Consider the following 21,564-nt stretch of genomic DNA (forward strand, 5'->3'; position numbering starts at 1 on the left):
GAAAAGACCATGTCCCTGACCCAAACCGCCGCCAACATCCACTCTCAAATCCTTGCCCAGGTTCCTGGCCAAGACCTAAACCCACAAGCGCCCGGTGACTTCGGCGAGAAAGTAGACCGTAGCCTCAACTTCGGCGTCTATATCGGCCTGGTCGTTGCCGTGGCTGGCGTGATTTCCATCGGCGCATCCATGGTTCTCTCCCGCCGTGAGGGCACCAGCGAAGAAGCCACCGCTGCCGCGCTACGTGTTGGCGTCGGCTGCTTGGTTATCGGCGGTGCCGGAACCATCGTCGCAGCACTCATTTAGCCCCCCGCCGTAAGGAGAAACGCTCGTGATTATCGCCCAAGGCCCACCATCAACCCCACAAGATCTTCCACAAGAAGTGTGGGGCACTGGGTGGCAATGGCTTCAATACGCACTGTATGTATCGCTAGCCGTCTCCGTTATCGCAGTAATCGTTTTCGGCGCTCTTTTGGCCGCAGATAAAAACCGTGGCGAAGCAGTATCGGCAACGTCCCCCACAACTGCCGCACTGAAAATCGCCCTCGGCGTTCTTATCGCCAGTTCTGCTGCCACCATCGCGTCGTGGTTCGTCTAACTACTTAAACCTCCGAAAGGAAGACATGAACATCACCCGCCTCAGCGCAGCCGCAGCCATTGTCGCGGCCACGCTTGGACTAGCTGCCTGTGGCTCCGACGAGTCAGAGCAGCCCACCGAGGCGAAAGATCAGCCCACCGTTGACCTAGAAGCAGCACCCGAGAACGCTTCGTGGTCTTCGGTCGGGGGGATCGGTACGCCGGTGGATTCCAACGACGGGCCGGAAAAAACTAGCCCCGTACCGCACGGCTACTCCCATACCCCGCAAGGAGCGGTACAAGCAGCTATTAACGGTCAAGTCATGCTGGCTACGGCAGACGATCAAACATGGCCAGACGTTGCCTCTGACATGACCTCTCCCGGACCAGGTCGTGATCAATGGGCACAAGGACGCTCGTTGATTTCAGTGAACGGAAACGTAGATAAGAAAGACGCCGCTGAATTCAAAGGCTTCAAAATTACCGACTACAACGACGACAAAGCACAAGTACTACTTGCAGCCGACTATCCCGACGTCGGGCTCACGGTCTATCCCGTGCAACTTGTCTGGCAAGCAGACGACTGGAAGCTGGTTCTTCCCGACCAAGAAAACGCCCCTGACCTCCACAAGCTAGAAAGCCTCGACGGCTTTACCGAATACGCACAGTAAAAGCGCAAACAGCGGAAGAAGGCCACATGGAAACGAAGAACTCCCGAAAAATCTGGGCGATTGTCATTGCAATAATCGTCCTTGTCATCGCGATTGCTGCCGCATTCTTTATCGGCAGAGGAACCGGTAATGATGAGGACTCGTCGTCACAACCAGAACCTAATATCGCCGAAGAAAAGAAAGACAAATCGTCTAATACCCAAGGCGGTGACGAGGGGAAGTGGGAGCAGTCGGACTCAGATGTCTTTGGTCGGACTATTAAAGTACCAAGCAATGGCACCGGTAATCCTTTGACCAATAAGGTGGATACTGAAAAAGGAACGTGTGATACTCCAGACTCACAGCAGGTGTCTATCCAGTCGACCCATTTCGTTCAAACTTTGTGGTCGGAAACCTCTGGACCAAGTTCCAATGAAGCCTCTATCCCAGCAGGATATGCTCACACCCCAGAGGGGGCAATGCTTGCCGCGTGGAATTCGAACGTTCTATTCCAACATGGCGGAGAAATAGCTAAGCCACTTCTTGAGAAGTCTTTTACAGGAGAAAAAGCTAGCGAAGAGCTGAAGAGCGCCAGTGGTGCAGAAATGCCGACGTCAGAAGGCGCCTCCGACATGCCAGCTCCTAACGCGTACCGGGTAACAAGCTGTGATGACTCCCGCGTAATTGGAGACTTAGCTATTCCGTTTCCTACCGATAAAAACGGCGACCCGGACAAAAAATCTTGGGGGATTCTTCGTGTTTCTGCCGTTTGGGAAGACGGAGACTGGAAAACCGAACTTGACGAAGTCAAACAGCCTGTAGAAGAAGAAATTACCAGCCTTGATGGGTGGTCACGATGGGAATTTTAAAAAAGCTTGTTGTAGCTCTTCTTGCAGTGTTCTTCATTGGGGCAAGCCCAAGTCCTGCCTTGGCTCAAGAAGCCATGGACAAAATGGAGCAGCACGTTGATGACTGTCAGGCTGGTCGCTATGACAACGGCAAAGAGACAACAGAGAAACGGAACCCAGATAAGGAGTATCCAGAGTTTGAGGATTGGCAGAACTCCTTTGAAGGCAAGTTTGAGAAGTGGAGTTGTCGATTCACTCAGTCAGTTAAGCACCCTTTAGATGCTGTTAATGCAGGGATGTCAAAATTCTGGGGAGATCCAGTTGGAGACTTCACCAAGGCCGTAATTGAGGGTAATAACCAAGCGCTCCAGACGGTCATGACGTTCTGGATGGATTGGCGCATGGATAAAAACATCATGGAGGGTTCCGTCCAAGGTGTGAAAAACATCGTGCTTGGAATTGCTGGCATGGCACTGATTTCCTCCTTGATTATCGGTGGCATGCATATGGCCTACGACCGAAGACAAGGCGTAGCAGACGGCTTAGAAAGTATGGGCAAGAACATTGGCGGATACTTACTGTTTTCAACGCTCATTGTGGGCTTGGGAACAGGAGCCATGGTTGCTTCTGATCAGCTTGCCGATTGGGTGATGAAACAGTTCGGCGCTAGTGATTCGGAGTCAGTCCTAGGGGCCTCTGAACTCAACGAGGAAATGGGCGGGCCAATTCTCATGCTGGCGCTTGCTGGTGTGGGAGTCGCGGGTTCAATCATGCAGATTGTTTCCTTAGCGGTGCGTACCTTGCTGTTTCCCATTGCGCTCGGCATTACACCTGCGTTGGCCGCCTTCTCTTATACGAATATTGGACGACAAGGCCTTAATCACGTGGTGTCTATGATGATTGCCTGCATTTTGTTTAAGCCGATTTCTGCTCTGCTGTACTGCGTGACTTTTTGGCAATCAGCCTCTGGCGGCGAGGACATGATGTCCGCAGTTATGACCGTACTTATGCTGGCTGCTGCCGGGTTCTCCGGCCCGACTTTGGTACGAACAATTGCTCCGTTTGTCTCGCAAGCAGGCGGCGGTGGTGCAGGTTCAATGCTGTCTGGTGCTGCAGGACTCGCGGGTGCTGCAGGCGGTGCTATCGGTATGGCCGGTGGCGCACTGATAGGCGGTGCCGGTGGTGCTGTTGCAGGCGCGAAGGCTGGTTCTTCTGCGAAGAATGCGGTTCCAGGCGGCGGCTCGGGAGGGTCGGGAAGCAGTCCACTTGGCGGCGGCTCCGGTGGCAGTCCACTTGGCGGCGGCTCGGGAGGATCTGGTGGCTCCGGAGGTTCCGGAGGCTCTGGTGCTTCTGGCGGAGCAGGCCCGGCAAGTCGCGGCGATGCGGGAACTACTGCTTCTGGCTCTGGCCAAGGAGGTGGAGCACGTCAAGGCGGTGGTGGCTCACATGCTGTATCCCCAGGTGGTTCGGGCTCTGGTGCTGCAAGCACCTCTGGCAGTGAGGGCGCGAGTGTCCGTCCCGCTAGCTCTGGCGCTGCGGCTACTGCTTCTGGTGCTGGCCCTAGCGGGGCTACCAGTCAAGGTTCCGGCCGACGCACCACGATGAGCGGCACAGGCGCAGCACGCGGATCACGGGCTCGCAATATCGCCCGGGGCGCGGCCCAAGGCGCTGGCCGGGGTGTTAACAGAGGTGTGCGTACTGGTCGCGTATTAGCAGGACAAGGAGCTAGAGCGGGCCGATCGGCAGGGTCAGCAGCTCGCCAAATTCAAGGAATTCTCGATGAATCCATTGGTCAGCAGGGCAATTATCACGGAAACGTAAGGAGGTAAGAAACCATGGCAGATAACGTAGACGTCCCCGTGTACGCGCTCGGCCAGCCTAGCCGTCGTACTGGTATCGGTGGCTTTTCGATGAAAACCACCATCGTTCTAGGCGCTGGCTTTATCGGCTTTTTGGTTTGCCAGCTCGGCGGAATGCAAAAAATAGGCTTTATGGTGGTACTTCCTATCACCGTGATTATCGCCTTGCTGGTTTCGCTTAATGTGGGTGGGCGCTCGGTAGCCCAGGTCTCGGAGATGATTTTTCAGGACTGGCGTCGCCGTGCTCGCGGCGACAACGTCTATATCTCTGGGCCCTCGTCGCGGTTGGCAGGAGGCCGCTACCGCCTTCCCGGATCACTGGCACGTACAGAACTGCTGGAAGGAACAGACGCGGTAGGCCGAGACTTCGGCGTGGTCTTTGACCGTCACCGTCGCGAAGCTACGGTTCTCTTTTCCTGCCAATTGTCAGGACAGACTGCCATGACTCAGGAAGAACGCAATGACATGACGGCTAATTGGGGCCGCTGGCTTGCCGGCCTGTCACTGTCAGGTGACGTGGTCTCCACTGTCTTTGTTACGAACTCTCGCCCTGATACTGGTGAGCTGGTGGCTAAGGAAGTCCAGGCAACGGTTCACGACGACGCGCCCGAGGTAGCAAAGCGCATTATGCAAGAAGCCTCTGATGAATTGTCGATCGGAATCCCTGAGACAGAAGCTCATATCGCAGTCACGTTGAAAGTGAGCGTGGCTGAACCAGACGACACTAGCTTCTTGCAGCTAATTGGCACCCGGCTTCCCGGCCTGTACGAGGAACTGACCTGGTCGGGAATCCAGGCAGCCCCCATGGATGCAGAAGAAGTTTGCGCACGCGCGCACAAGTTCTTTAACCCTGCTGCCGAAGGCGACTTTGAAGAAATTTCCGTTGGCGGAAACACCCACGATCTCGAATGGTTCGACGCGGGCCCAGCGTTCCATGACGTGCGCAAGAACGTCTATCGCCATGATGGTGTTTCTTCGGTGACGTGGGAAATGGCCTCTGCGCCCCGCTCTACGTTTGAAGACACCTTGCTCGGCAACCTGATTGCGCCGCATGCACGCATTGACCGTAAGCGCGTCGCGCTGGTTTACCGCCCGTATGAGGCTGGTACGGGTGCCTCCCGTGTGGAGGCGGAGCACCGAGACGCGATGGTGGCGGCTAACTCATCAAAGAAAATCCGGTCGGCTGCTGCTGAAATGCGCCTAGAGCACACCGAAGCAGCTCGTAGAGCACAAGCACGCGGTGCACAGTTGGGACGCTACAGCCTGTTTGTCACGGCCACGACAGAAGACGAAGAACTTCTGGGACGTATTCGCCACGACGTCAAGCAGCTAGGCGCACAAGCCAACCTGCGGTTGCGCGAGATGTCGCGCCAGCAGGACGCAGGATTCATCACGTCGTGCGGGCTTGGCCAGATTCCATGGACGAAGGAATCTACGTCCGCGCTGGCGGCACAAGGATAGGGGAAATTAGGTGCTTTTCGGACTTTTTGGCAAAAAGAACAAGGCGGGTCGCACTCTGTCACGCCTGACGAACGTGCAGCTGCATACTTCTCGTGACAAGGCAGGATTTTCCTTTGGCGCAGTCATTCGCCAAACCCCGCGCGCTACGGCAACGGTGTGCTTCCAGGTTGATAACCCAGATGAGATTAGCTCGGAGAAGATCTGGGACTGGGAGCAGGCTATTTCCGAAGACGAGTCGGTTATTTCTACTGCCTACACCGTCGATTCCACGGGCAGCTATATGTCTGTCATCTTTAAGCAGCTCGACAAAACAGAGCGCAAGGACTCCAACGAGGCCTTGACCCGCCTTGCCGCGCAGCTGCCTGACTTTTATGAATTCGGCGAGGTGGTCTCGACTCCTATGACTGACGAACAAATCTATGCCCGCGTAGCGAATGCTGTCGGCACTTCAACTGGACAGTGGCCAGAGCTCAAGGTGGACACAGTGGAAGAGACCACCGCAACTATCACTTTTGACGATGTAGCGGCAATCAGTTTCGACGTCATGGACGACGGGGACTTGGACGCTTTGCTTCGTGAGCTTGTATTGGAGGGAGAACTTGCCGGTGTAGCGCGCTGGACACGAATCTTTAGACCTGGATCGGAATCCGAGGAACACGACCCAGGCCGACATTCCGGGATTCTCACAGTCGCGGCGGAAGCAGGTGTGGAACAGATAGAAAACGCCGCAGCGGCACTAATTAGCGAATTGTCAGCAGTAGAGCGCCTTCGAGTACGCCGCATTTATGGCCGACAAATGGCGGGCTTCCTCGCAGGCTTAGGCATCGGCGAGCTGGCGTGGGACGCAGAAAAAGTAACGGTTTAGGACAACGGACTTTAGGGAGCGAATTAAAGCAATGGGCACACACGACGCAGAAATGATTACTCTCCACGAGCAGATCTTGGACGGCGAGAAGGAAACTCCGTCCCGCTGGTCGAGTGAGGGCAGGCGCTATCGCAAGTGGAAAAAGACGAGCCAGAAGCACGCCGAAGCCATTGAGCGCCAGCGCCGACGTGCTGGCGGCGCCATGCCGGTGCGCGGCGAAAAGCCTTTCACCATCATGAAACCACGCGGTTTTACTGGCCACCACGCAGGCTACATGGCCGTTCAAAATGGCCCGATGGAGTGGCAGACGACGACGAATTTAGGTTGCGGCTTTAACCCCAACGTTATTGGTGCCCCTGCACCGATTATTGGAACGCCACTAGGACGCCATGTCACCACGGGCGCGGCAGTAGGATGTGACCCGTTGTCGTGGTTTCGAGAAGGAATTATTGCTAACCCCTCCTGCTTTATTCTCTCGCTCCCGTCGCTAGGAAAGTCCACCCTAGTGCGCAAAATGCTCATGGGAGGTGCCTCCAATGGGCAGATTACGATTGCTGCAGGCGATATTAAAGGCGAATACGTCGGCTTTACCCACCAAGTCCACGGCCAAGTCATTACCGTCGGCCATGGCTACGGCCACATTAATCCCCTCGACGTGGGCGCACTAGGCCGCGTTATCCCACAACTGGAAGCCAAGCGCGCAAAGCTAGTTGCCCGCCAGGAAGCAGGGGAGCCTGCCGAAGATGACGAGATTTCCCTGCAAGAAATTGAAGACCTGCTCAACCGCGCAAAAGAGCAAGTTCATGGCCGTCAGGTCACGATGGTGACCACGCTAGTCAGCCTTGGTCGCGGTGGTGGCGTTCAAGACTATGAGTCCATGCTTATTTCCGCTGCACTGCGCGGAATGTATGAAGAAGAGCGCATTGACTGGGAAAACCCGCCAGTGCTCAAAGACTTGATTGCCTACATCGAGCGTGGGCCGCAGTGGTTGCGCAAGCTCGGTAGGGCAGAGACTAACGAACAGTGGAATGCGCGCATTGACTCGCTCGTTCTATCACTTAATGCCCTGCTTGATGGTGCTACCGGCCGTATCTTTGACGGCCAGACTACTACTCCGATTGAGGTAGACTCTCCGGCTATTTGTATCGACGTCTCTGCTATTGATCGCGGTGATTCCGCTATGAAAGCAGCGGTCATGATGGCCTGCTGGGGTTCTGCTTTCGGCGCTATTGAGGCCTCTCACATGCTTGCCGATGCCGGCCTTGGCCCCCAGCGCTACTTCAATCTGTGCCTCGATGAGATGTGGCAGGTGCTCTCGTCAGCTCCGGGCATGGTCGGCCAGATTGACGCTTTGACCCGCCTGAACCGTACAGACGCTACCGCGCTGTTTATGATTACTCACACCTTCAAAGACCTAGAGGCCTTGCCGACTGAGGAAGACCGCAAGACAGCAATGGGCTTTATTGAGCGCGCTGGCATGGTTATCTGCGGCGGTCTTCCCACCAGTGAGCTAGACATTTTGTCCACTCAGTTGGAGTTTTCTCCTGCAGAAGCAGAAATGATCGTCTCGTGGTCTCGCGGTGCGCCGCCTGCACGCTCGCGTACACGTGGCGCGAGGGCAACCCCACCTGGCCGTGGACGATTCATGATTAAGCCAGCTAAAGACGGTTCACCGGGCATTCCGGTACAGACAATGCTGTTTCCGACCGAAGTTCAAGAGCAGCTGCACAATACGAACGCTCGCTTCGAGGACTTCTTCTTGGAAGGTGAGGGGGCATAGATGTCTGGCTTTGTAAGTCCTTTCGATGAGTCCACTAAGCGCCAGGCCATGGCGGAGTTTGAGGAAACGTGGAAAGAGTATTCCTCTGCCTCTGCAGCGGCAAAAGCAATCGCTAAAGACTGGGGCATGGGACGTACGACGCTGACGGAATGGCTGCAAGAAGAAAATCTGTGGCCCTCGCCCACAGTCAAGCAAGTTCAGCACCTACAACGTGAAATCGCCCGCCTTAAAAAGCGCAATGAGCGCCTACAAGAAGAAAACGCACGACTGCGACGACTAAGGAGTGAAGACGGATGAAAAAGGTTATCGGCATAGCCGTAGCTATCGTCTTGTTCCTCGTCCTTATCATCGTCGTCGTCCTCGATGGTGGCAATGAGGATGAAGTATGTGCCGAAGATGAAGGCGGATCGGGCTCAGGTGATGTTGTCGTTGATGGTGATTTTGCCTACCCGAGCGATAAAGAAGCCACCCAGGAAACCTCACCTTATGGCCCACGCGAGGGCGGTATGCACTTCGGTCAAGACATCGCAGGCCCGCGTGGAACTCCTATTTACGCTTTCGCAGATGGTCGCGTTATCCAAGCCCAAGACTCTGGCGTGCAAGGATTCGGCGGCTGGGTTGTCGTGGAACACGACATCGACGGTAAGAAAATTCAAACCGTGTACGGTCACGAAGAACCTGGTCAGGTCAAGGTCAAGACCGGCGACAAAGTTACTAAGGGCCAGCACATTGCCGATATGGGCAGTGCCGGTCAGTCTTCTGGCCCCCACCTGCACTTCGAGGTTGTCGAAGGTGACCGAGCAGCAGGCGGTGAGCGCGTCGACCCTAAGCCATGGCTGGAAAAGGCCGAAGAAGGCAAAAAAGGCGGCGGAGATTCCGACAAGAAGGACAAAGACTCTAAAAAGAACTCGGACAGTGGAGGAAAAGTCCTTGTCGTAGGCGATTCCATCTCCAACGGTGCGCGCAGCCAAATTGAAAGCGCGATTCCAGGAGCCGAAGTCAGGGCTAAAGACTCCAAGCAATACGCAGCCGGTATGCAAGAAATCGACGACGGCGACCAATTCGACACTGTGGTCATGGCCCTAGGCACGAACGGCGAAGTGGGACAAGACCAGTTCGACGCGGCTAAAGACAAAATTGGTGACGCCAACCTAGTTCTTATGACCATCGCCGGTGTACCTCACGCCGACAGCTTTAATAACTCGGTGAAAAAGTCTGGTTACGACTACTTCGACTGGGCAGCAGAGGCGAATAAAGACCCCGGAATGCTCGTTGATGGAGTCCACCCCGGCCCCTCTGGATCGAAGATCTTCGCCGACACCATGGCCGCCGCTGTAGGCGGCGGAAGCAAAGAAAGCTCGGATAGTGGCAGCAAGAAGAGCAAGTCTAAAGGCAGTGGACAACCCGCTGACGAAAAGGGCGGATTTGAAGGGCTTACTGGTCGCCAGCTCGCCTTGGCGAAGCAGATCGTTGCAATTGGCGAGAGCATGCACGTCGATGAGAAAGGTCGACAGATTGCTGTAGCTACCGCTAAACACGAGTCCCAGCTACAGGTCTACGCCAACGATGGAGTTATTACCCCAGAAGAACAAAGCGGTATGGCCGACGATGTGACGTCCGAAAAGCTCAAAAAGTCACTGGATTTCCCGCACGATGCAGTAAGTAGTGACCATGGCTCTGTGGGCACCTTCCAGCAGCAGGTCGGTATTTGGGGTGAGGTAGAAGAACTGATGAACCCAGCAGTTCAGGCGAAGAACTTCTATGAGCACCTCGAAGACGTCGATTACCAAGGAATGGAAGTAGGTGCAGCAGCAAGTACGGTTCAGGGAAACGATACGGGCACGGGCGTTTACCAGCAAGAAGCTGATATTGCGACGAAGCTGGTAGATAAATATCGCGGTGCAGGCAAGGACTTGTCCGAGGAAGAAATTGAAGCCTTGGGTGAGGCCAACGTAGGTGACGGTTGTGATACCGAAGCCGGAAACGGCGATTCCAGTGATGACCCGGCACCGTCTGGCGAGCTTGGCGAGCGCATTGTCGCCGCAGCACGTAAAGAATTCGGTTATCCCTACGTATGGGGCGGTGGCGACGAGAACGGCCCGACGAAGGGACAAGACGGTGGAGAAGAAGGCTACGACTGCTCCGGACTCGTTCTCCGTGCGGTGGCTGTCGCTACCAAGGGCAAGGTCAAGCTACCTCACCAGACACAAGCACAGGCCAAAGACGAGCACCTGAAAAAGGTTGACTGGGAGGACAAGAAACCTGGCGACATCATTCTCATCGGCGGCGATGGAGCAGAACACCACGTTGCGATCTACTCCGGCAAGAAAGACGGAAAGGACAAATGGATCGAGGCTCAAACCTATGGCGTGGACTCCGGTGAATACGACGTACGCACCGATGAGCCACATCAAGCGTATCGAGTAAGCGAATAAGAAAAGGCAGGACAGCAATGAAAAAGACAGCTATCGCACTCGCCCTGGCCAGCACTGTAGCGCTCACGGCGTGCGGAAATGATGAGCCGGACGGAACGGATACCGGCATGGAAGACCCCACGGTAAGCCAGTGGGAGCAGCCCGAAGTGCGCGGCCCGCTTCAAGATACTGACCAAGAAGACGTGGACAAAGTAGCCCATGATGTTGTCGAGCAGATCTTCTCCTGGTCACCGAAAGACGATCACACCATCGCCGATGCTGCCCGCAAGGCCGAGCCATTGATGGATGAAGACTTTGCCTACGACAACCGCGATTCTTGGTCGGGGATGTTCAAAGTGCCTGGCAAACAGTGGGCTAGTTGGGTCGACGATAAGGCTACGGCCTCGGTAGAGCTCACCGAAGGACTAGAAGAGCGTCCCGAAGACACGGATATGGAAGCCCGACGCCAGTACTCGGTCGAAGTCACTGTCAAAGGTGACAAGCATGAGCAGAAACTGCGCTATGACGTCTTCGCGCACTTTAACAACCTGGGGTGGTGGAGGCTAGACAACATCACCATTTCTCAGCCGCAGACCATGTCCTAAACAGATACGACAAGGAGTAAAACGATGAGCAAGGCCAGCGACAATGCCCGATTCGACGAAATTGAAAACCTTGTGACCTCAGAGGAATACAAGGACAAGCTCAAAGCAGCAGAAACTACCTCACAACTGCGCGAGATTGGAACAGAGGCCGGCGTCGACGTCAACGACCGCAGTGACATGGGCAAGTTCATACACAAGCTAAAAATCCTCGGCATTGACTACAAGGCCATGTCAGCTATCGAGAGGGAAGAGCGACAGGCACGCCAGCACGAGCGCGCCGAAGAACTCGCACAGAATGACGCCACCGGCACTCGCCTAGACATTTGGACGGGCGCAATAGAAAGCGACAAGAGCGATAAAGGAGCCTTCGCCCTAGTTGACGAGACGGGAGAGGCTATCTGGTTTGGCAGCTTCTTTGACAACGACCCCATCTATACGCCGGGCGATATTGGTAGCGCCGAGCAATCAGCCGCAGAGAAGGCGGTGTACCTTGCTCGCCGCGTACAAGACGAAACGGGAGCCGAACTCATTGACCTACATATCCACACCGAATATCCCGACCTTGATGAAGATGAACTGCGCCTTCGAGGCGTTGTCAAAGACTCGCAAGTCGCAGTGACCGTTGAGGTCGATCCGACAGATGAGCGTGCGTCCTCGGTAGCGCGTATGGGAGGGTTCCGCTCGCTGAAAAACGTTGATCTTGCAAGCCTTGTCGAACTCGATGATGAATAACCGTCAAAGTGACGAAAACCCGCAGGTAAATAGCACAGGAAAGGATGAAGAGTAATGGGCAAAACCAACCCCAGAAACTCAGGCGGGCCAGGAGCTGACGGGCAAACCATCTTCCTTGCTGTCATTCTCGTAGCAGCATTGTCCGTACTTGGCACCGTGCAAATCGGTGCGGTAGCAAGCTGGAAGCTTGCCGGTAAAGAAAAACCACCTCTCAACCCATTTCAAACACTAACCGGACTTATCAAAGGCCAGCTGGAGTGGACCGTCATTGCGACGGTAGCCGCAGTGCTGCTGTGGCTAGTTATTTCTGGGTTGGTTTATCTATGGATGAAGTCCAAGCCGAAAAAGACCACCAGCACTACGGGACAGGCCTCAAAGTACTTGGCCCCCAAAGGCGATATTGCTTCCTTGTCGCGCAAAAGCGCAGAGAAGAAGGCAGCGAAGTTTATTGGCGAAGACGCAGCTAAAGATTATCCCGGCCTGCGCATGGGCAAAGATCTACAGTCTCGGCGCGGGGTGTATTCCTCGTGGGAGGATCTGTATCTCGTTATCTTCGGCCCTCGCCGAGGAAAGACCACGTCTCAGGTTATTCCGGCTATTGTCGATGCTCCGGGAAACGTACTGACTACTTCAAACAAGGCCGATATTGTCTATGACACTGCCGCGATTACCGAGGCACGTGGAAATATCTGGATTTTCGACCCACAAGGCCTTGTTGTAGGGCGAGACGATCGCCCGTGGTATTTCGACCCTCTCGACGCGGTACGCCGCGATCCGATGAAGATGGACAGCGAAGCTATCGCGCTGGCCGATATTTTCCGCTCGGCAGCTCACGGTGATAACAGCACTGGCGACGCCTTCTTCTCAGAGGGCGGTCGTGACCTGCTGGGCAGACTGTTTCTCGCCGCAGCACTGGACAACCGCCCTATTACCGACGTCTTCCGCTGGGTTAACGACGATGAAGACCGAACGCCAGTAGGAATTTTGCAGCGCTTTGACGAATGGGAATCCATGGCCGACGCACTCAACGGAACCTACAGCATTACCGAGCGCACCCGCTCCGGTCTTTTCTCCCAAGCAGCACAAATGGCCGCGCCACTGGGACGACGAGCTATCAGGCAATGGGTTACCCCAGGCGAGGACAAGGACAAGTTCGAACCAGAGCAGTTTGTCCGCGCCGACCACGACACGTTGTACCTGTTGTCCAAGGAAGGCGTAGACAACGCGGCTGCTCTAACGACGGCACTAGCAGCGGCCACGATGAAAGCTGCCGAGCGCTATGGCGAAGAAAACGGTCTGCGCCTTCCAGTGCCGATGATTGCCGCCCTCGACGAGGCTGCGAACACGGTTCCGTGGCCAGAACTTCCCAAGCTGTACTCACACTACGGTTCGCGTGGAATTATCGTCATGACCATCTTGCAGTCCTATGCCCAAGGCGTAAAAGCCTGGGGCAAAGAGGGAATGGAGGCCTTGTGGTCTGCTGCGTCCGTTCTGCTCTACGGCGGCGGTGTGCGTGACCAGGACATGCTCAACAAGCTAGAGCTTCTTATCGGAGATTACGAAGAGCTGACGAAATCCGTTTCTCGATCGGCAGACGGCGGGCGCTCGACGTCGATACAAGCACGAGAGAAGAAGATCCTCAACGCGGCAGAACTAGCTGCCTTACCCTATGGACAAGCACTCGCCTTTACCGGGCGAAGGCCGTTTGCGCTGTATCTAGAGCCGTTCTGGGAGCGTACCTACTGGAATGAAAAGACCCGCCAGCTGCTTCCTGCACAACAGTAACTATCACTGGAGGAATCTATGACAGAAGAAAAGCTCGATCCGAAAGACTTCCACTACAAAAGCGTCTTCGAGTTCGTCGATAAGTTCTTGGTGACTATGTATCCGACGACCGACAACCGAATGAAAAACATCGCGTGGTCTGCTGCATGGTGGAATCACCCCGAGGTCGTCGCCCGTCTAGATGGGCTCTGGAAGCGCTATGAGTATCTGCGCGTAAAAGAACCACATACCGCACTTGAGACTTTCCTGCGTTTGCATGGCGACTACCACATGCGACAAATCATGAAAGACGACGGAGTCTTCGCTGACTGTAAGCGCGAAGATGTTCCGTCTCGCCCTCTACCAGTTGTTTCCCCAACTAAGTCCGCTTCTACTTCCTAATCGAGAATCGAAAGGACACCTACTATGTCTCGTACATCTGTCGATGCGTCCACCGCTCGCACTATTCGAAACCTGCGCCGCGCACTGCACGCAGAGCGCGTACGTCGCTTCCCGCCGCGCAGTGTCCAGCCCGGCCCGAACGCTATAACCCGCATGGCAGGCGGAGCACTCGCCGTAGAGGGGTGCCGCGCGCTCATAGAAGAAAATGAGCGCTCCCGGACGTGGGTCATTGATGATTTCAACCGTCGGGGTATGGCCGAATCTGCCGCCGCTATCGCCGATAGCTACGAGGACAACATAGCCTTCACTGACGAAGACGGTCACGATTTCCGTTTTAGCGCCCGCGACGGAGAGATTTCTCGTTACAGCGTGGAACACCTTGGCAAGGAAATCTCCGCAGCGATCGGAGACGACGACGCCCGCGAGGTCACCGCATTGTCTCCGGCAGAAGTCATTGAAGATCTAGAAGCTCAGGACGCAGACCCCGAAGCCATTGATTCCTACGCTCTCGCGGTAGGCGACAGTGACGTATCCCCCAGCGATCAGCTAGTTAACCAGCTACAGGAAGAGACCAGCGAAGAACTGGAATCTCCGGGTAACGAACTTGCTGACGCAGCCGAGCAAGCCGATGAGCAGGTTGCCGAGCTGTAGCCATACACCCGGAAACGTAGCGGTAGAAAGATCTGCTTGATCTTTCTACCGTTTTTCTTTGCTTAAAGCTCTGGGCCTTGTTCGTCTTCAAGCTCATCAGCGGGTGTTTGCTCGTCGGTGGTGTCACTGTCGCTGGTAACGCTTTGCTGCTCGCCACCTAGGCCGAGGCTTGCGAGGAAGTCGAGGCCTGCTTGTGCGCCCTCGTTCAGTTCGTCGGCGTCTTCGCCTTGGGTGTTGTCGGCGTCTTCATCTTCTGCTGGGGTCTCGGGTGCTGGTTGCTCTTCCTCTACGGTGTTCTGGACGGTGGTGTCTTGTTCATTGTGGTGAGTCTCGTCATTGTCTGGTTCGTAGGAAGCAGCAATGGTTTCTTCGACCATGTCGCGGATTGTCTCTTGTGCTGGCTCATCTACGCCCAGGCGGCGAAGTTCATAGGTGCGTTGTGCGGCCAGGAGGTTGACTTCATCAGCGATGTAGCCTGCATGGTCAGAAACATCGTTGGGGATTTCCTCTGCGCGCAAGCGAGTGGCGATGTCTGCGCGGTCGGCCCAGTCCATCTTGTCGCGGCGGATAGTATCGAGGCGTTGTTGAAGCTTGTGAGCGTGCTCGCTGTCGTGTTGTGCGGCAGCGTTTAGGCGTTTGTTCCATTCTTCTGTGTCGCCGGCGCGGTAACAGATTTCATCCCACAGACCTGCCTCTGGCAGGTTAGAACCAGTCTCTTCAATGGCCTGCTGGGCTAGGCTGCGGCGCTGTTGTGCTTGTTCAAGGCGCTTGTGCGCATGGTCTATGCGCTGTTGGTACGTACCGTATCCGTCGACGTCATGGTCGTAGGCCCGCTCGGCAACAGGGCGGGTGTAGTCTTCTGCGAGCAGGCGTTGGTGCTCAATGTCTGCGCGGGCTGTTTCTTCTTCACGAAGGGCGGCACTGTGGTCTGCCATGGCCTGCTCGTAGGCGCGAATGCGCCCAGCATCAAGGCGTATCTGCTGGTAGTCGGCCTGTACCTCATGGAGGGCTGCGTCTTTGTCTTCGTGTAGGCGAGTGGTAATACTTGCCTCTTGCCAGGTCAGTGACTCGACCTTCGAGCGAGCAAAGCGTGCGTGCTCTGCCAGCACCTCCTGGTTGAGCTGGTTGAGGTTTCCTTCCTTTCCAGTAAGTCGAGCAGTTTCCGCGCGGTCGTAAGGGTTGTGGGTGCGCAGCCACGTATCGAGTTCTATATCTGTCTGACCAGATACAGGAGGAAGCTGGTTGCGTTTGCCCGTATCGCGCAGGCGGAGTTGTTCGTCTAGGCGGTAGCGGATAAGACGTGCCGGATCGTGGGCGTTGTCAATATCGCGGGTAGCAGCGTCCATGACGGTGCGCGGATCAATGCCTGCGTCGATAAGTTTTGCCCAGCCGTGGCGGATAGGTTCTACACCGTCGTTACTGGTTTCAATCTTGCGGGCAAGGTCGCCGGGCAGGGTGTCGATCCAGTCTGGCAGGTAGGAGTCGATGAAGTCGTTGGTGGCTTCGTCTTTGCCCATAAGCCACAGGCCCATCATGCGATCGGGTGAGGTTTGCTCGTCTACGACTTCGGCGATGACCTCGCGTGCGGCCTTCGGGGTGGTATCGCGCGAGATTGCCTTGTCGAAGACGTCTCTAGCACTTGGGGCGTGGTCTATGCCTTGGTAGTGGTAGTGGCCTTCTTCGGCCAGCTCATCTAGCTGGTGTTCGGTGACAGCATAGATGTGGTTGGCGATTTTGCCGCGTGTAAGTGCGACATACAGCCCGGCCCTATCGACGTGGTGATCAATGACCGCGCGGGTGCAGTCCACGGTGCTGCCCTGGGCGCGGTGGACGGTAGCAGCGTAGCCCAACTGCACGTTGTCGTGTACGTAGTCTGCCGGAAGGCACAACTCTTCGCCGGTTGCCGTGTTGCGGGCGGTGATACTGCCGTCCTCGGAAATGGCGGTGACAGTCAGCAGCGTGCCGTTGTTGATCCGGGTACTGGTCGCGGTCTCATCGTCGTAGAAAGTCTGGTTTTTGCGCGCCAGAATCGTATCGCCAACGCCTGCTTTTTCGCCTCTAGAAAGCTGGGCTTCCATGGTGGTATCGACAGCGCCGTGGGCAATGTAGTGGGCGCGGATTGTGTCGTTGAGCTCTGCCACGTCGTGGTTGGTGGCAGCAATAAGAAGGCTGGTTTTGCCGCTGGAAATATCAGCCAGGTAGTCTGCTGCGGCTTTATCCAGCATGTCGGCGCGTGCGCCACCATTGACCCAACCACGCTCTGTATAGAAGTCGAAGGTAGAAGAATCTCCTTCACGCAGGCGCAAGCTGGTGGCAGATTGCTCACTATCTCCGCCAAAACGTACGACCTCGGAAAGTTGGTTATCAGTGCGCTCGGCGGCGTTGACCATAGCGCCGAAGAGGCCACCGTTTTCTACCGCTCCGAGCTGTTTGTGGTCGCCGATAAAGCGCACGACTGCGCCTGCTTCTTCGGCAATCTCTAGCAGTGAGCCGATGTTAGGGGTCGAGGCCATGCCGGCCTCATCAACGATGATCATATCGCCTGCGTTAATGGATACGGGAAGGTCTTTGAGGCTATGGCCGGGCTTTGTTGGGTGGTTTCCGCGCCAGGTGTAGGTGAGTTTGTCGATGGTAAAAGCGTCAAAGCCTAAGTCCTCAGACAACACGTCTGCGGCTTGTGCAGACGGTGCCAGGCCAATAACGTTGCGGCCTTCATTCGCCCAGACGTTGGCGACAAGGCGCATAGACGCGGTCTTGCCAGTGCCTGCCGGGCCCACGCCAGTAGCGGCCAATGTGCCGCAGGTAAGGAGGTAGCGCGCCATGGATTCCTGCCCGGCGTTAAGACGGAAACCAGCCTGATTTTCGTGCTCATCAAGAGCCTTATCAATCGCTGCAGTAGGTGCAAATGCAGCCACCGGCTCGTTGAGTGCAGCCAGTGCTTTGTCTTCGGTATCGAGAATGTCCTGGGTGGTATAAAGCTCGCTATCGGCGCGGGAATCGCGGGCTTTACCTGCCGTATTTTTCAAAGCCTCGGGCAGTTCTAGAACGTCGAAATCGTTGAGCGCAATGGCTTTATCGCGCACGATAGCTTCCACCACAGTGGCGTGGATAAGGTCGCGCTCGGAAAGAGAATCAAAGCGATAGCCTTGGAGCTTTCCACCCGCAGCAGTAGCTACATGCGAGGTGCGAAAGTAGGAACGACGCCTCGTTACCGTTGCTAAAACGTCGTCAATAAGGCCGGAAAGGTGGGCCTCGGCGTTAAACAGTGGGCGCTCGTCATGGCTGGAATCTGCGGCCAGTTGGCTGATTGCGGCTAGTTGGCTGATTGCGGCTAGTTCTTCTGCCCCATTGTCGCGGGCAGATACTTCACTTTTCCAGCCTGCGCGAAGCTCGGTAAGGCTTTCTGGTTCACGCTTAGCATCACGGGTTTCCAAGATAGCTTCCTGCCACAAACGACCTACCTCAACCGAGTTTGGGGTTGTGCCGCGAGCGGCAACGAACTCTTCGACCAGGCGCTTGTAGACCGGTTCTGCGCCGCGTCGGCGCTTAGAAAAAGACTCCATCAACGACTCGGAAACACCCTCGATCTCCCACGTTGGTTCCTTATTTACGCCGTGGTCGCGGGCGGTGAAAGTGTAGCCCATGTCGTTAGATAGCAGCGTGTTCAAGATGGAGTCATAGCGGTGCGAAATGGCTTGCGCCTGCTTGTGCAGTGCTTTGGAATCAAGCGATAGCCAGCGTCCGTCTTCGGCCTGAACCTTGTTAGATACCAGTACGTGCGAGTGCAGATCCGGGTCTCCTGCGCGCGTATCGTAGTGCTTAAACTCAGAGGCGATAACGCCTTTCGTCTTGACTTGTTCGCGCCCTTGCTTGCCGGAACGAGTAAAAAACACGTTGTCTTCTGCCCACGCCATAGCCTCTTTTACGGCCTGGTGATGAAGCTTCTCAATGCGCTGCGCGGTCTCTTCATCAGACAGCGCCCACGCCACAGATACGGACTTAGCGGGCGAAAAAGTAAGGTCAAAACCCGAGACAGATTGGCGCACATTGTCTTTAAGACCGTTGACCCAGTTGACGATTTCCCGGCCTGACTGCGGCTCGACACCGTGTTCTTCAATGAAGAATTCTCGGCCAATATTCTGCACTAATTCGGCGCGTTCCTGCTTTCCCATCAGCGTGCCTGTTGTCTGACGGTGGCGGCGCTCAGCGTCACGAAGTGCCACCAAAACCGGTACATCATTAGTGAAGTTAGCGAACGGTCTACCCAGCTGCACGTCCTTGATTTTCTGACCTTCGGACATCTTCATATCCGCGTCCGGGTGCAGCCCTTCGCCGTACAATGCGGCCATTTGGGACTCGGTAACTTCCCCATCCTGCACGACGTTCTCGGTGTTCAAACCGGCAAGACCAGAGCCCAACCAACGCCCCGGTGGGGTGCCTTTAGCGTCGTAATACTTCGACAAACTAGGCGCGTCTGTTGGCCCATCATTGGTAGCCACAGAGCGCAACAGGTACTCATAACCTGTTCCGCTGTTGACTACTCGCAGGGTCATCATGCGCCCTAGTCTAGCAGCCAAAACCCGATTAACACTAAGAGTGCCAATAGTGTGTTGTTCAAAGGGCGCTTGCGCCCGCCGCTGCGGGTTTGCAGTCTTTTTGAAAAGACTGCGGCGATTGTCCTGCAATTGCGGATGATTACGACGCTTTTGGAGCGGCGTTTGTGTCAGGGTTGCAGTGTTGAATTTCCGCTGGCATGGTGGTCTTATGAGTGCCCAGAATAGAAGTGCAGCAAAGCGTCAGGAAATCCGTCAGCATCTCGAAGAAGAACAGCGCAAACTGCGCAACCGGAAGAAGAAGCTCAACTCGCTACTGTCGCTTATCGACCAGCGCGAGAAACTCGATGAAAAGATTGGCGAAGCCTCGCAAGAAATTATCGACCTAGGCGAGTCCAAGGAGCTTGTGCGCGAGCTCGTCGGTGTCAGCCAGCGGGACTTCAACGACATGCTGGGGGCCGCTAGTGATTCCTCCCCTAGTGCGCAGGATTCGTCTGGAGACGATGAGTCGCACACTGGTGATGATGAGCGCCAGGACAACGAAGAAGCCGCCAGCGCCTCTGAGGGCGCTGGCGGCGAGGGTGACCACGATTCTGATGGTCAGTAGTCGGTAGAGAGAAAGAGCAGTCTTTCGCCGTGGTGCTGGCTAGTACTTGTGCTCGTTGGGGTCGTAGTACTCGCCAGGGTTGGCGGGCGCGTCTTCGTAGGTGTTGGAGTACGGCGAGTCGTTTGTCTCGTCGGTGGCGCGCTCGTAGTGATCGGCCATGGAGCCAATCATCACACCGAGGAAGGTAAGGAAGTACCAGATGATTACCCAAGCGATGATTCCGCCTAATGCTCTGAGGATTCCTGCCACCAGTCCTGCGCGTCGTATCTGGGCGATGAGCATCCAGATAGGTATGGCGATAAGGGCGAGTTGCCACCAGCCGGGTACGTGGTTGGTGGATTCGATAAATGGCAGTGCGTCCATGGGTATGTCCTTCCTCTCTGCGGTGCGTGCTGCCTATGGTGTCATAAGCGTCGGACGTGTGGGGTGTCATGAAAGACTTTGAGGATATTCCTTTTGCAGAGCTTGCTCACCTGGAGCCGAAGCGGCCGGCTTCGGCTCGGCAGTCTCGGTCGGCGCGTGTTCATGATCCGGAGCTTCCTTTTGACGATAAGACTGTCAAGACTTTCTTTGAGCATGTCGTGAAATCACCGCACGGGTGCTGGCTATGGGTGGGCTCTATTTCCTCTCCTGATGGGTATGGGCGGTTTACGTGGCAGCGCGGTAACCGTCAGCGCACTGTGGCGGCTCACCGTTTTGCGCTTCTTGTCGCGGGCGAGTCGTTTTCTGCGCGCGAGGTTGCCGAGCATGAGTGCAACGAGCCGTTGTGTGTTCGGGTCGGTTGTGGTCATGTGCGTAAGACAACACAGCGGGAGAATCTTCGCTATGCGGTAGAGCTTGGCCGTCATGCGGGAAATAGGGTTGCGGTTACGGCGTTGAGTTCTCGGGTTGAGCGCTCGCGACGGATTAGGAATGCGCTTCGTGATGGGTGGGACGAGCGTCGCTATCGTGAGGCAATCTTTGGTGTCGATAGTGACCAGCAGACGTTGTTTTAGTGTGCGGTGTTTGTGTCAGGGATTGGGGGGGTCTCCCCTTTCTTTCAATGAGTGCGCCCCGGCGTGTGGCCGGGGCGCTATGTCTACAGTGCGTTGGCTTCGACTAGTTTCCAGAAGTCGACGTTGGTGCGGACTCGGAAGCCGCTGCGGTTGAGGTTGATGTTTCCGTCGGCGTTGATGTCGTGGTGCCAGTAGATGAGTCGCTCGGCGATGGCTTTGATGTTGAAGCGGTGTGCCCACTCCCCTAGCGGGGTGATGATTTCGTAGTGGATTGCGTCGTTCAAAGTGGCGTAGGTTGCCATGGCTGTAGTCTCTTTCCGTCTCGTGTGCGTCTCGCTTGTGCGTTGTGCCGGTGTATCCGGCGCTGTGGTCGTCTGTGAGGCGTCCCTTGGGGCTTGGGTGTCCTGTGGCGGGGACTGGTGGGCCTGCGGCCCGGTGTGGGCCGCAGGCGGGGTCTTATATTTCGACGACGGTGGCTAGGACGGTGAGGAATACTTCGGCGCGCACGATGATGGAGTGCTCTAGGTGGGTGGCGCGGCAGTTTTGCAGTTCGTTCCAGATTTCGGCGGCTTGGTGGTCGTTGATGGTGATCTCGCCGAGGTAGGCGCGGGCTTCGTGGCGGATGTGCTTTGTGGGCGCGGTGGTGTCGATGTAGGCGTAGTCAGCGACGAAGCCGTGGTTCTTTTGGCTCCACCATTCGAAGGCGTCCATGTGGCGCTGTTGTTCCGGGGTGTAGAAGGTGGTGGTTTGGGTTGCCATGTCTGGCGTTCCTTTCGGTTGGTGTCGAGTGTTACCGCGTGTG

Annotated in this window: 21 protein-coding genes; 17 read left to right on the plus strand and 4 right to left on the minus strand. The window is 56.0% G+C overall.

Annotated elements, in window-relative coordinates; all coding sequences use genetic code 11:
* The first annotated feature begins 9 nt into the window (after positions 1–9).
* The 15 genes from HMPREF3153_RS09890 to HMPREF3153_RS09960 all read left to right on the plus strand — a co-directional run bounded on the left by HMPREF3153_RS09890 (position 10) and on the right by HMPREF3153_RS09960 (position 14,607).
* Entirely contained in the window at positions 10–306 is a 297-nt protein-coding gene (locus tag HMPREF3153_RS09890) for a hypothetical protein (RefSeq protein ID WP_070420729.1), read from the plus strand.
* A 25-nt stretch (positions 307–331) separates the two neighbouring features.
* On the plus strand, positions 332–598 hold the full coding sequence (locus HMPREF3153_RS09895) for a hypothetical protein (RefSeq protein WP_246817192.1): 267 nt from the start codon (positions 332–334) through the stop codon (positions 596–598).
* Between the two features lie 25 nt (positions 599–623).
* On the plus strand, positions 624–1,247 hold the full coding sequence (locus tag HMPREF3153_RS09900) for a DUF8175 domain-containg protein (protein WP_070420730.1): 624 nt from the start codon (positions 624–626) through the stop codon (positions 1,245–1,247).
* Between the two features lie 26 nt (positions 1,248–1,273).
* Entirely contained in the window at positions 1,274–2,095 is an 822-nt protein-coding gene (locus HMPREF3153_RS09905; protein WP_070420731.1) for a DUF8175 domain-containg protein, read from the plus strand.
* 74 nt (positions 2,096–2,169) lie between these two features.
* The gene (locus HMPREF3153_RS09910) at positions 2,170–3,903 is read left to right on the plus strand and encodes a hypothetical protein (protein ID WP_246817193.1); all 1,734 of its coding nucleotides are present in this window, start codon (positions 2,170–2,172) and stop codon (positions 3,901–3,903) included.
* Positions 3,904–3,909: 6 nt separating this feature from the next.
* The gene (locus HMPREF3153_RS09915) at positions 3,910–5,394 is read left to right on the plus strand and encodes an SCO6880 family protein (RefSeq protein WP_070420733.1); all 1,485 of its coding nucleotides are present in this window, start codon (positions 3,910–3,912) and stop codon (positions 5,392–5,394) included.
* Positions 5,395–5,404: 10 nt separating this feature from the next.
* Positions 5,405–6,259 (plus strand): hypothetical protein, encoded by an 855-nt coding sequence (locus HMPREF3153_RS09920; protein WP_070420734.1) that lies wholly within the window; start codon positions 5,405–5,407, stop codon positions 6,257–6,259.
* Between the two features lie 31 nt (positions 6,260–6,290).
* A complete protein-coding gene (locus HMPREF3153_RS09925) occupies positions 6,291–8,039 on the plus strand; it encodes an ATP/GTP-binding protein (RefSeq protein ID WP_070420735.1) in 1,749 nt (582 codons plus the stop codon).
* Complete coding sequence (locus HMPREF3153_RS09930; protein WP_070420736.1) at positions 8,040–8,336, plus strand: hypothetical protein; 297 nt, start codon at positions 8,040–8,042, stop codon at positions 8,334–8,336.
* Complete coding sequence (locus HMPREF3153_RS09935; RefSeq protein WP_070420737.1) at positions 8,333–10,474, plus strand: peptidoglycan DD-metalloendopeptidase family protein; 2,142 nt, start codon at positions 8,333–8,335, stop codon at positions 10,472–10,474. Before HMPREF3153_RS09930 ends, HMPREF3153_RS09935 begins: the two co-directional genes overlap by 4 nt.
* A 17-nt stretch (positions 10,475–10,491) precedes the next feature.
* Entirely contained in the window at positions 10,492–11,058 is a 567-nt protein-coding gene (locus tag HMPREF3153_RS09940) for a hypothetical protein (RefSeq protein ID WP_070420738.1), read from the plus strand.
* 24 nt (positions 11,059–11,082) lie between these two features.
* Positions 11,083–11,790: a hypothetical protein gene (locus HMPREF3153_RS09945; RefSeq protein WP_070420739.1), complete on the plus strand. Its 708-nt coding sequence runs from the start codon at positions 11,083–11,085 to the stop codon at positions 11,788–11,790.
* 54 nt (positions 11,791–11,844) lie between these two features.
* The gene (locus tag HMPREF3153_RS09950; RefSeq protein WP_070420740.1) at positions 11,845–13,575 is read left to right on the plus strand and encodes a type IV secretory system conjugative DNA transfer family protein; all 1,731 of its coding nucleotides are present in this window, start codon (positions 11,845–11,847) and stop codon (positions 13,573–13,575) included.
* Between the two features lie 18 nt (positions 13,576–13,593).
* Positions 13,594–13,956 carry a DUF4913 domain-containing protein gene (locus HMPREF3153_RS09955; RefSeq protein ID WP_070420741.1) on the plus strand — a complete coding sequence of 121 codons (363 nt, stop codon included), beginning with the start codon at positions 13,594–13,596 and terminating at the stop codon, positions 13,954–13,956.
* Positions 13,957–13,980: 24 nt separating this feature from the next.
* The gene (locus HMPREF3153_RS09960) at positions 13,981–14,607 is read left to right on the plus strand and encodes a hypothetical protein (RefSeq protein ID WP_070420742.1); all 627 of its coding nucleotides are present in this window, start codon (positions 13,981–13,983) and stop codon (positions 14,605–14,607) included.
* A 62-nt stretch (positions 14,608–14,669) separates the two neighbouring features.
* On the opposite strand, the gene mobF is transcribed toward HMPREF3153_RS09960, so the two are convergent.
* A complete protein-coding gene (gene mobF, locus HMPREF3153_RS09965; protein WP_070420743.1) occupies positions 14,670–19,163 on the minus strand; it encodes a MobF family relaxase in 4,494 nt (1,497 codons plus the stop codon).
* Positions 19,164–19,371: 208 nt separating this feature from the next.
* Here mobF and HMPREF3153_RS09970 point away from each other — a divergent pair, with 208 nt between their 5' ends.
* The gene (locus HMPREF3153_RS09970; RefSeq protein WP_070420744.1) at positions 19,372–19,767 is read left to right on the plus strand and encodes a 3-deoxy-D-manno-octulosonate 8-phosphate phosphatase; all 396 of its coding nucleotides are present in this window, start codon (positions 19,372–19,374) and stop codon (positions 19,765–19,767) included.
* Between the two features lie 39 nt (positions 19,768–19,806).
* On the opposite strand, the gene HMPREF3153_RS09975 is transcribed toward HMPREF3153_RS09970, so the two are convergent.
* Complete coding sequence (locus HMPREF3153_RS09975; protein WP_070420745.1) at positions 19,807–20,130, minus strand: hypothetical protein; 324 nt, start codon at positions 20,128–20,130, stop codon at positions 19,807–19,809.
* 68 nt (positions 20,131–20,198) lie between these two features.
* Between HMPREF3153_RS09975 and HMPREF3153_RS09980 the strand changes: the two genes are divergently transcribed.
* Positions 20,199–20,762 (plus strand): hypothetical protein, encoded by a 564-nt coding sequence (locus HMPREF3153_RS09980; protein WP_070420749.1) that lies wholly within the window; start codon positions 20,199–20,201, stop codon positions 20,760–20,762.
* Positions 20,763–20,845: 83 nt separating this feature from the next.
* Here the strand turns inward: HMPREF3153_RS09980 and HMPREF3153_RS09985 are convergent, their stop codons facing one another.
* Both HMPREF3153_RS09985 and HMPREF3153_RS09990 read right to left on the minus strand, forming a co-directional pair.
* Entirely contained in the window at positions 20,846–21,064 is a 219-nt protein-coding gene (locus HMPREF3153_RS09985; RefSeq protein WP_070420746.1) for a hypothetical protein, read from the minus strand.
* Positions 21,065–21,218: 154 nt separating this feature from the next.
* The gene (locus HMPREF3153_RS09990; RefSeq protein WP_070420747.1) at positions 21,219–21,521 is read right to left on the minus strand and encodes a hypothetical protein; all 303 of its coding nucleotides are present in this window, start codon (positions 21,519–21,521) and stop codon (positions 21,219–21,221) included.
* Between the last annotated feature and the right edge of the window lie 43 nt (positions 21,522–21,564).

This window comes from Corynebacterium sp. HMSC06C06 (genome assembly GCF_001807295.1).
In the GTDB taxonomy this organism is placed as follows: domain Bacteria; phylum Actinomycetota; class Actinomycetes; order Mycobacteriales; family Mycobacteriaceae; genus Corynebacterium; species Corynebacterium striatum.

Excerpts from the sequence above, each read along its gene's own strand:
- HMPREF3153_RS09890 (WP_070420729.1), top strand. The coding sequence starts at position 10 with ATGTCCCTGACCCAAACCGCCGCCAACATCCACTCTCAAATCCTTGCC.
- HMPREF3153_RS09900 (WP_070420730.1), top strand. The coding sequence starts at position 624 with ATGAACATCACCCGCCTCAGCGCAGCCGCAGCCATTGTCGCGGCCACG.
- HMPREF3153_RS09905 (WP_070420731.1), top strand. The coding sequence starts at position 1,274 with ATGGAAACGAAGAACTCCCGAAAAATCTGGGCGATTGTCATTGCAATA.
- HMPREF3153_RS09910 (WP_246817193.1), top strand. The coding sequence starts at position 2,170 with ATGGACAAAATGGAGCAGCACGTTGATGACTGTCAGGCTGGTCGCTAT.
- HMPREF3153_RS09915 (WP_070420733.1), top strand. The coding sequence starts at position 3,910 with ATGGCAGATAACGTAGACGTCCCCGTGTACGCGCTCGGCCAGCCTAGC.
- HMPREF3153_RS09925 (WP_070420735.1), top strand. The coding sequence starts at position 6,291 with ATGGGCACACACGACGCAGAAATGATTACTCTCCACGAGCAGATCTTG.
- HMPREF3153_RS09930 (WP_070420736.1), top strand. The coding sequence starts at position 8,040 with ATGTCTGGCTTTGTAAGTCCTTTCGATGAGTCCACTAAGCGCCAGGCC.
- HMPREF3153_RS09935 (WP_070420737.1), top strand. The coding sequence starts at position 8,333 with ATGAAAAAGGTTATCGGCATAGCCGTAGCTATCGTCTTGTTCCTCGTC.
- HMPREF3153_RS09940 (WP_070420738.1), top strand. The coding sequence starts at position 10,492 with ATGAAAAAGACAGCTATCGCACTCGCCCTGGCCAGCACTGTAGCGCTC.
- HMPREF3153_RS09945 (WP_070420739.1), top strand. The coding sequence starts at position 11,083 with ATGAGCAAGGCCAGCGACAATGCCCGATTCGACGAAATTGAAAACCTT.
- HMPREF3153_RS09950 (WP_070420740.1), top strand. The coding sequence starts at position 11,845 with ATGGGCAAAACCAACCCCAGAAACTCAGGCGGGCCAGGAGCTGACGGG.
- HMPREF3153_RS09955 (WP_070420741.1), top strand. The coding sequence starts at position 13,594 with ATGACAGAAGAAAAGCTCGATCCGAAAGACTTCCACTACAAAAGCGTC.
- HMPREF3153_RS09960 (WP_070420742.1), top strand. The coding sequence starts at position 13,981 with ATGTCTCGTACATCTGTCGATGCGTCCACCGCTCGCACTATTCGAAAC.
- mobF (WP_070420743.1), bottom strand. The coding sequence starts at position 19,163 with ATGATGACCCTGCGAGTAGTCAACAGCGGAACAGGTTATGAGTACCTG.
- HMPREF3153_RS09970 (WP_070420744.1), top strand. The coding sequence starts at position 19,372 with ATGAGTGCCCAGAATAGAAGTGCAGCAAAGCGTCAGGAAATCCGTCAG.
- HMPREF3153_RS09975 (WP_070420745.1), bottom strand. The coding sequence starts at position 20,130 with ATGGACGCACTGCCATTTATCGAATCCACCAACCACGTACCCGGCTGG.
- HMPREF3153_RS09980 (WP_070420749.1), top strand. The coding sequence starts at position 20,199 with ATGAAAGACTTTGAGGATATTCCTTTTGCAGAGCTTGCTCACCTGGAG.
- HMPREF3153_RS09985 (WP_070420746.1), bottom strand. The coding sequence starts at position 21,064 with ATGGCAACCTACGCCACTTTGAACGACGCAATCCACTACGAAATCATC.
- HMPREF3153_RS09990 (WP_070420747.1), bottom strand. The coding sequence starts at position 21,521 with ATGGCAACCCAAACCACCACCTTCTACACCCCGGAACAACAGCGCCAC.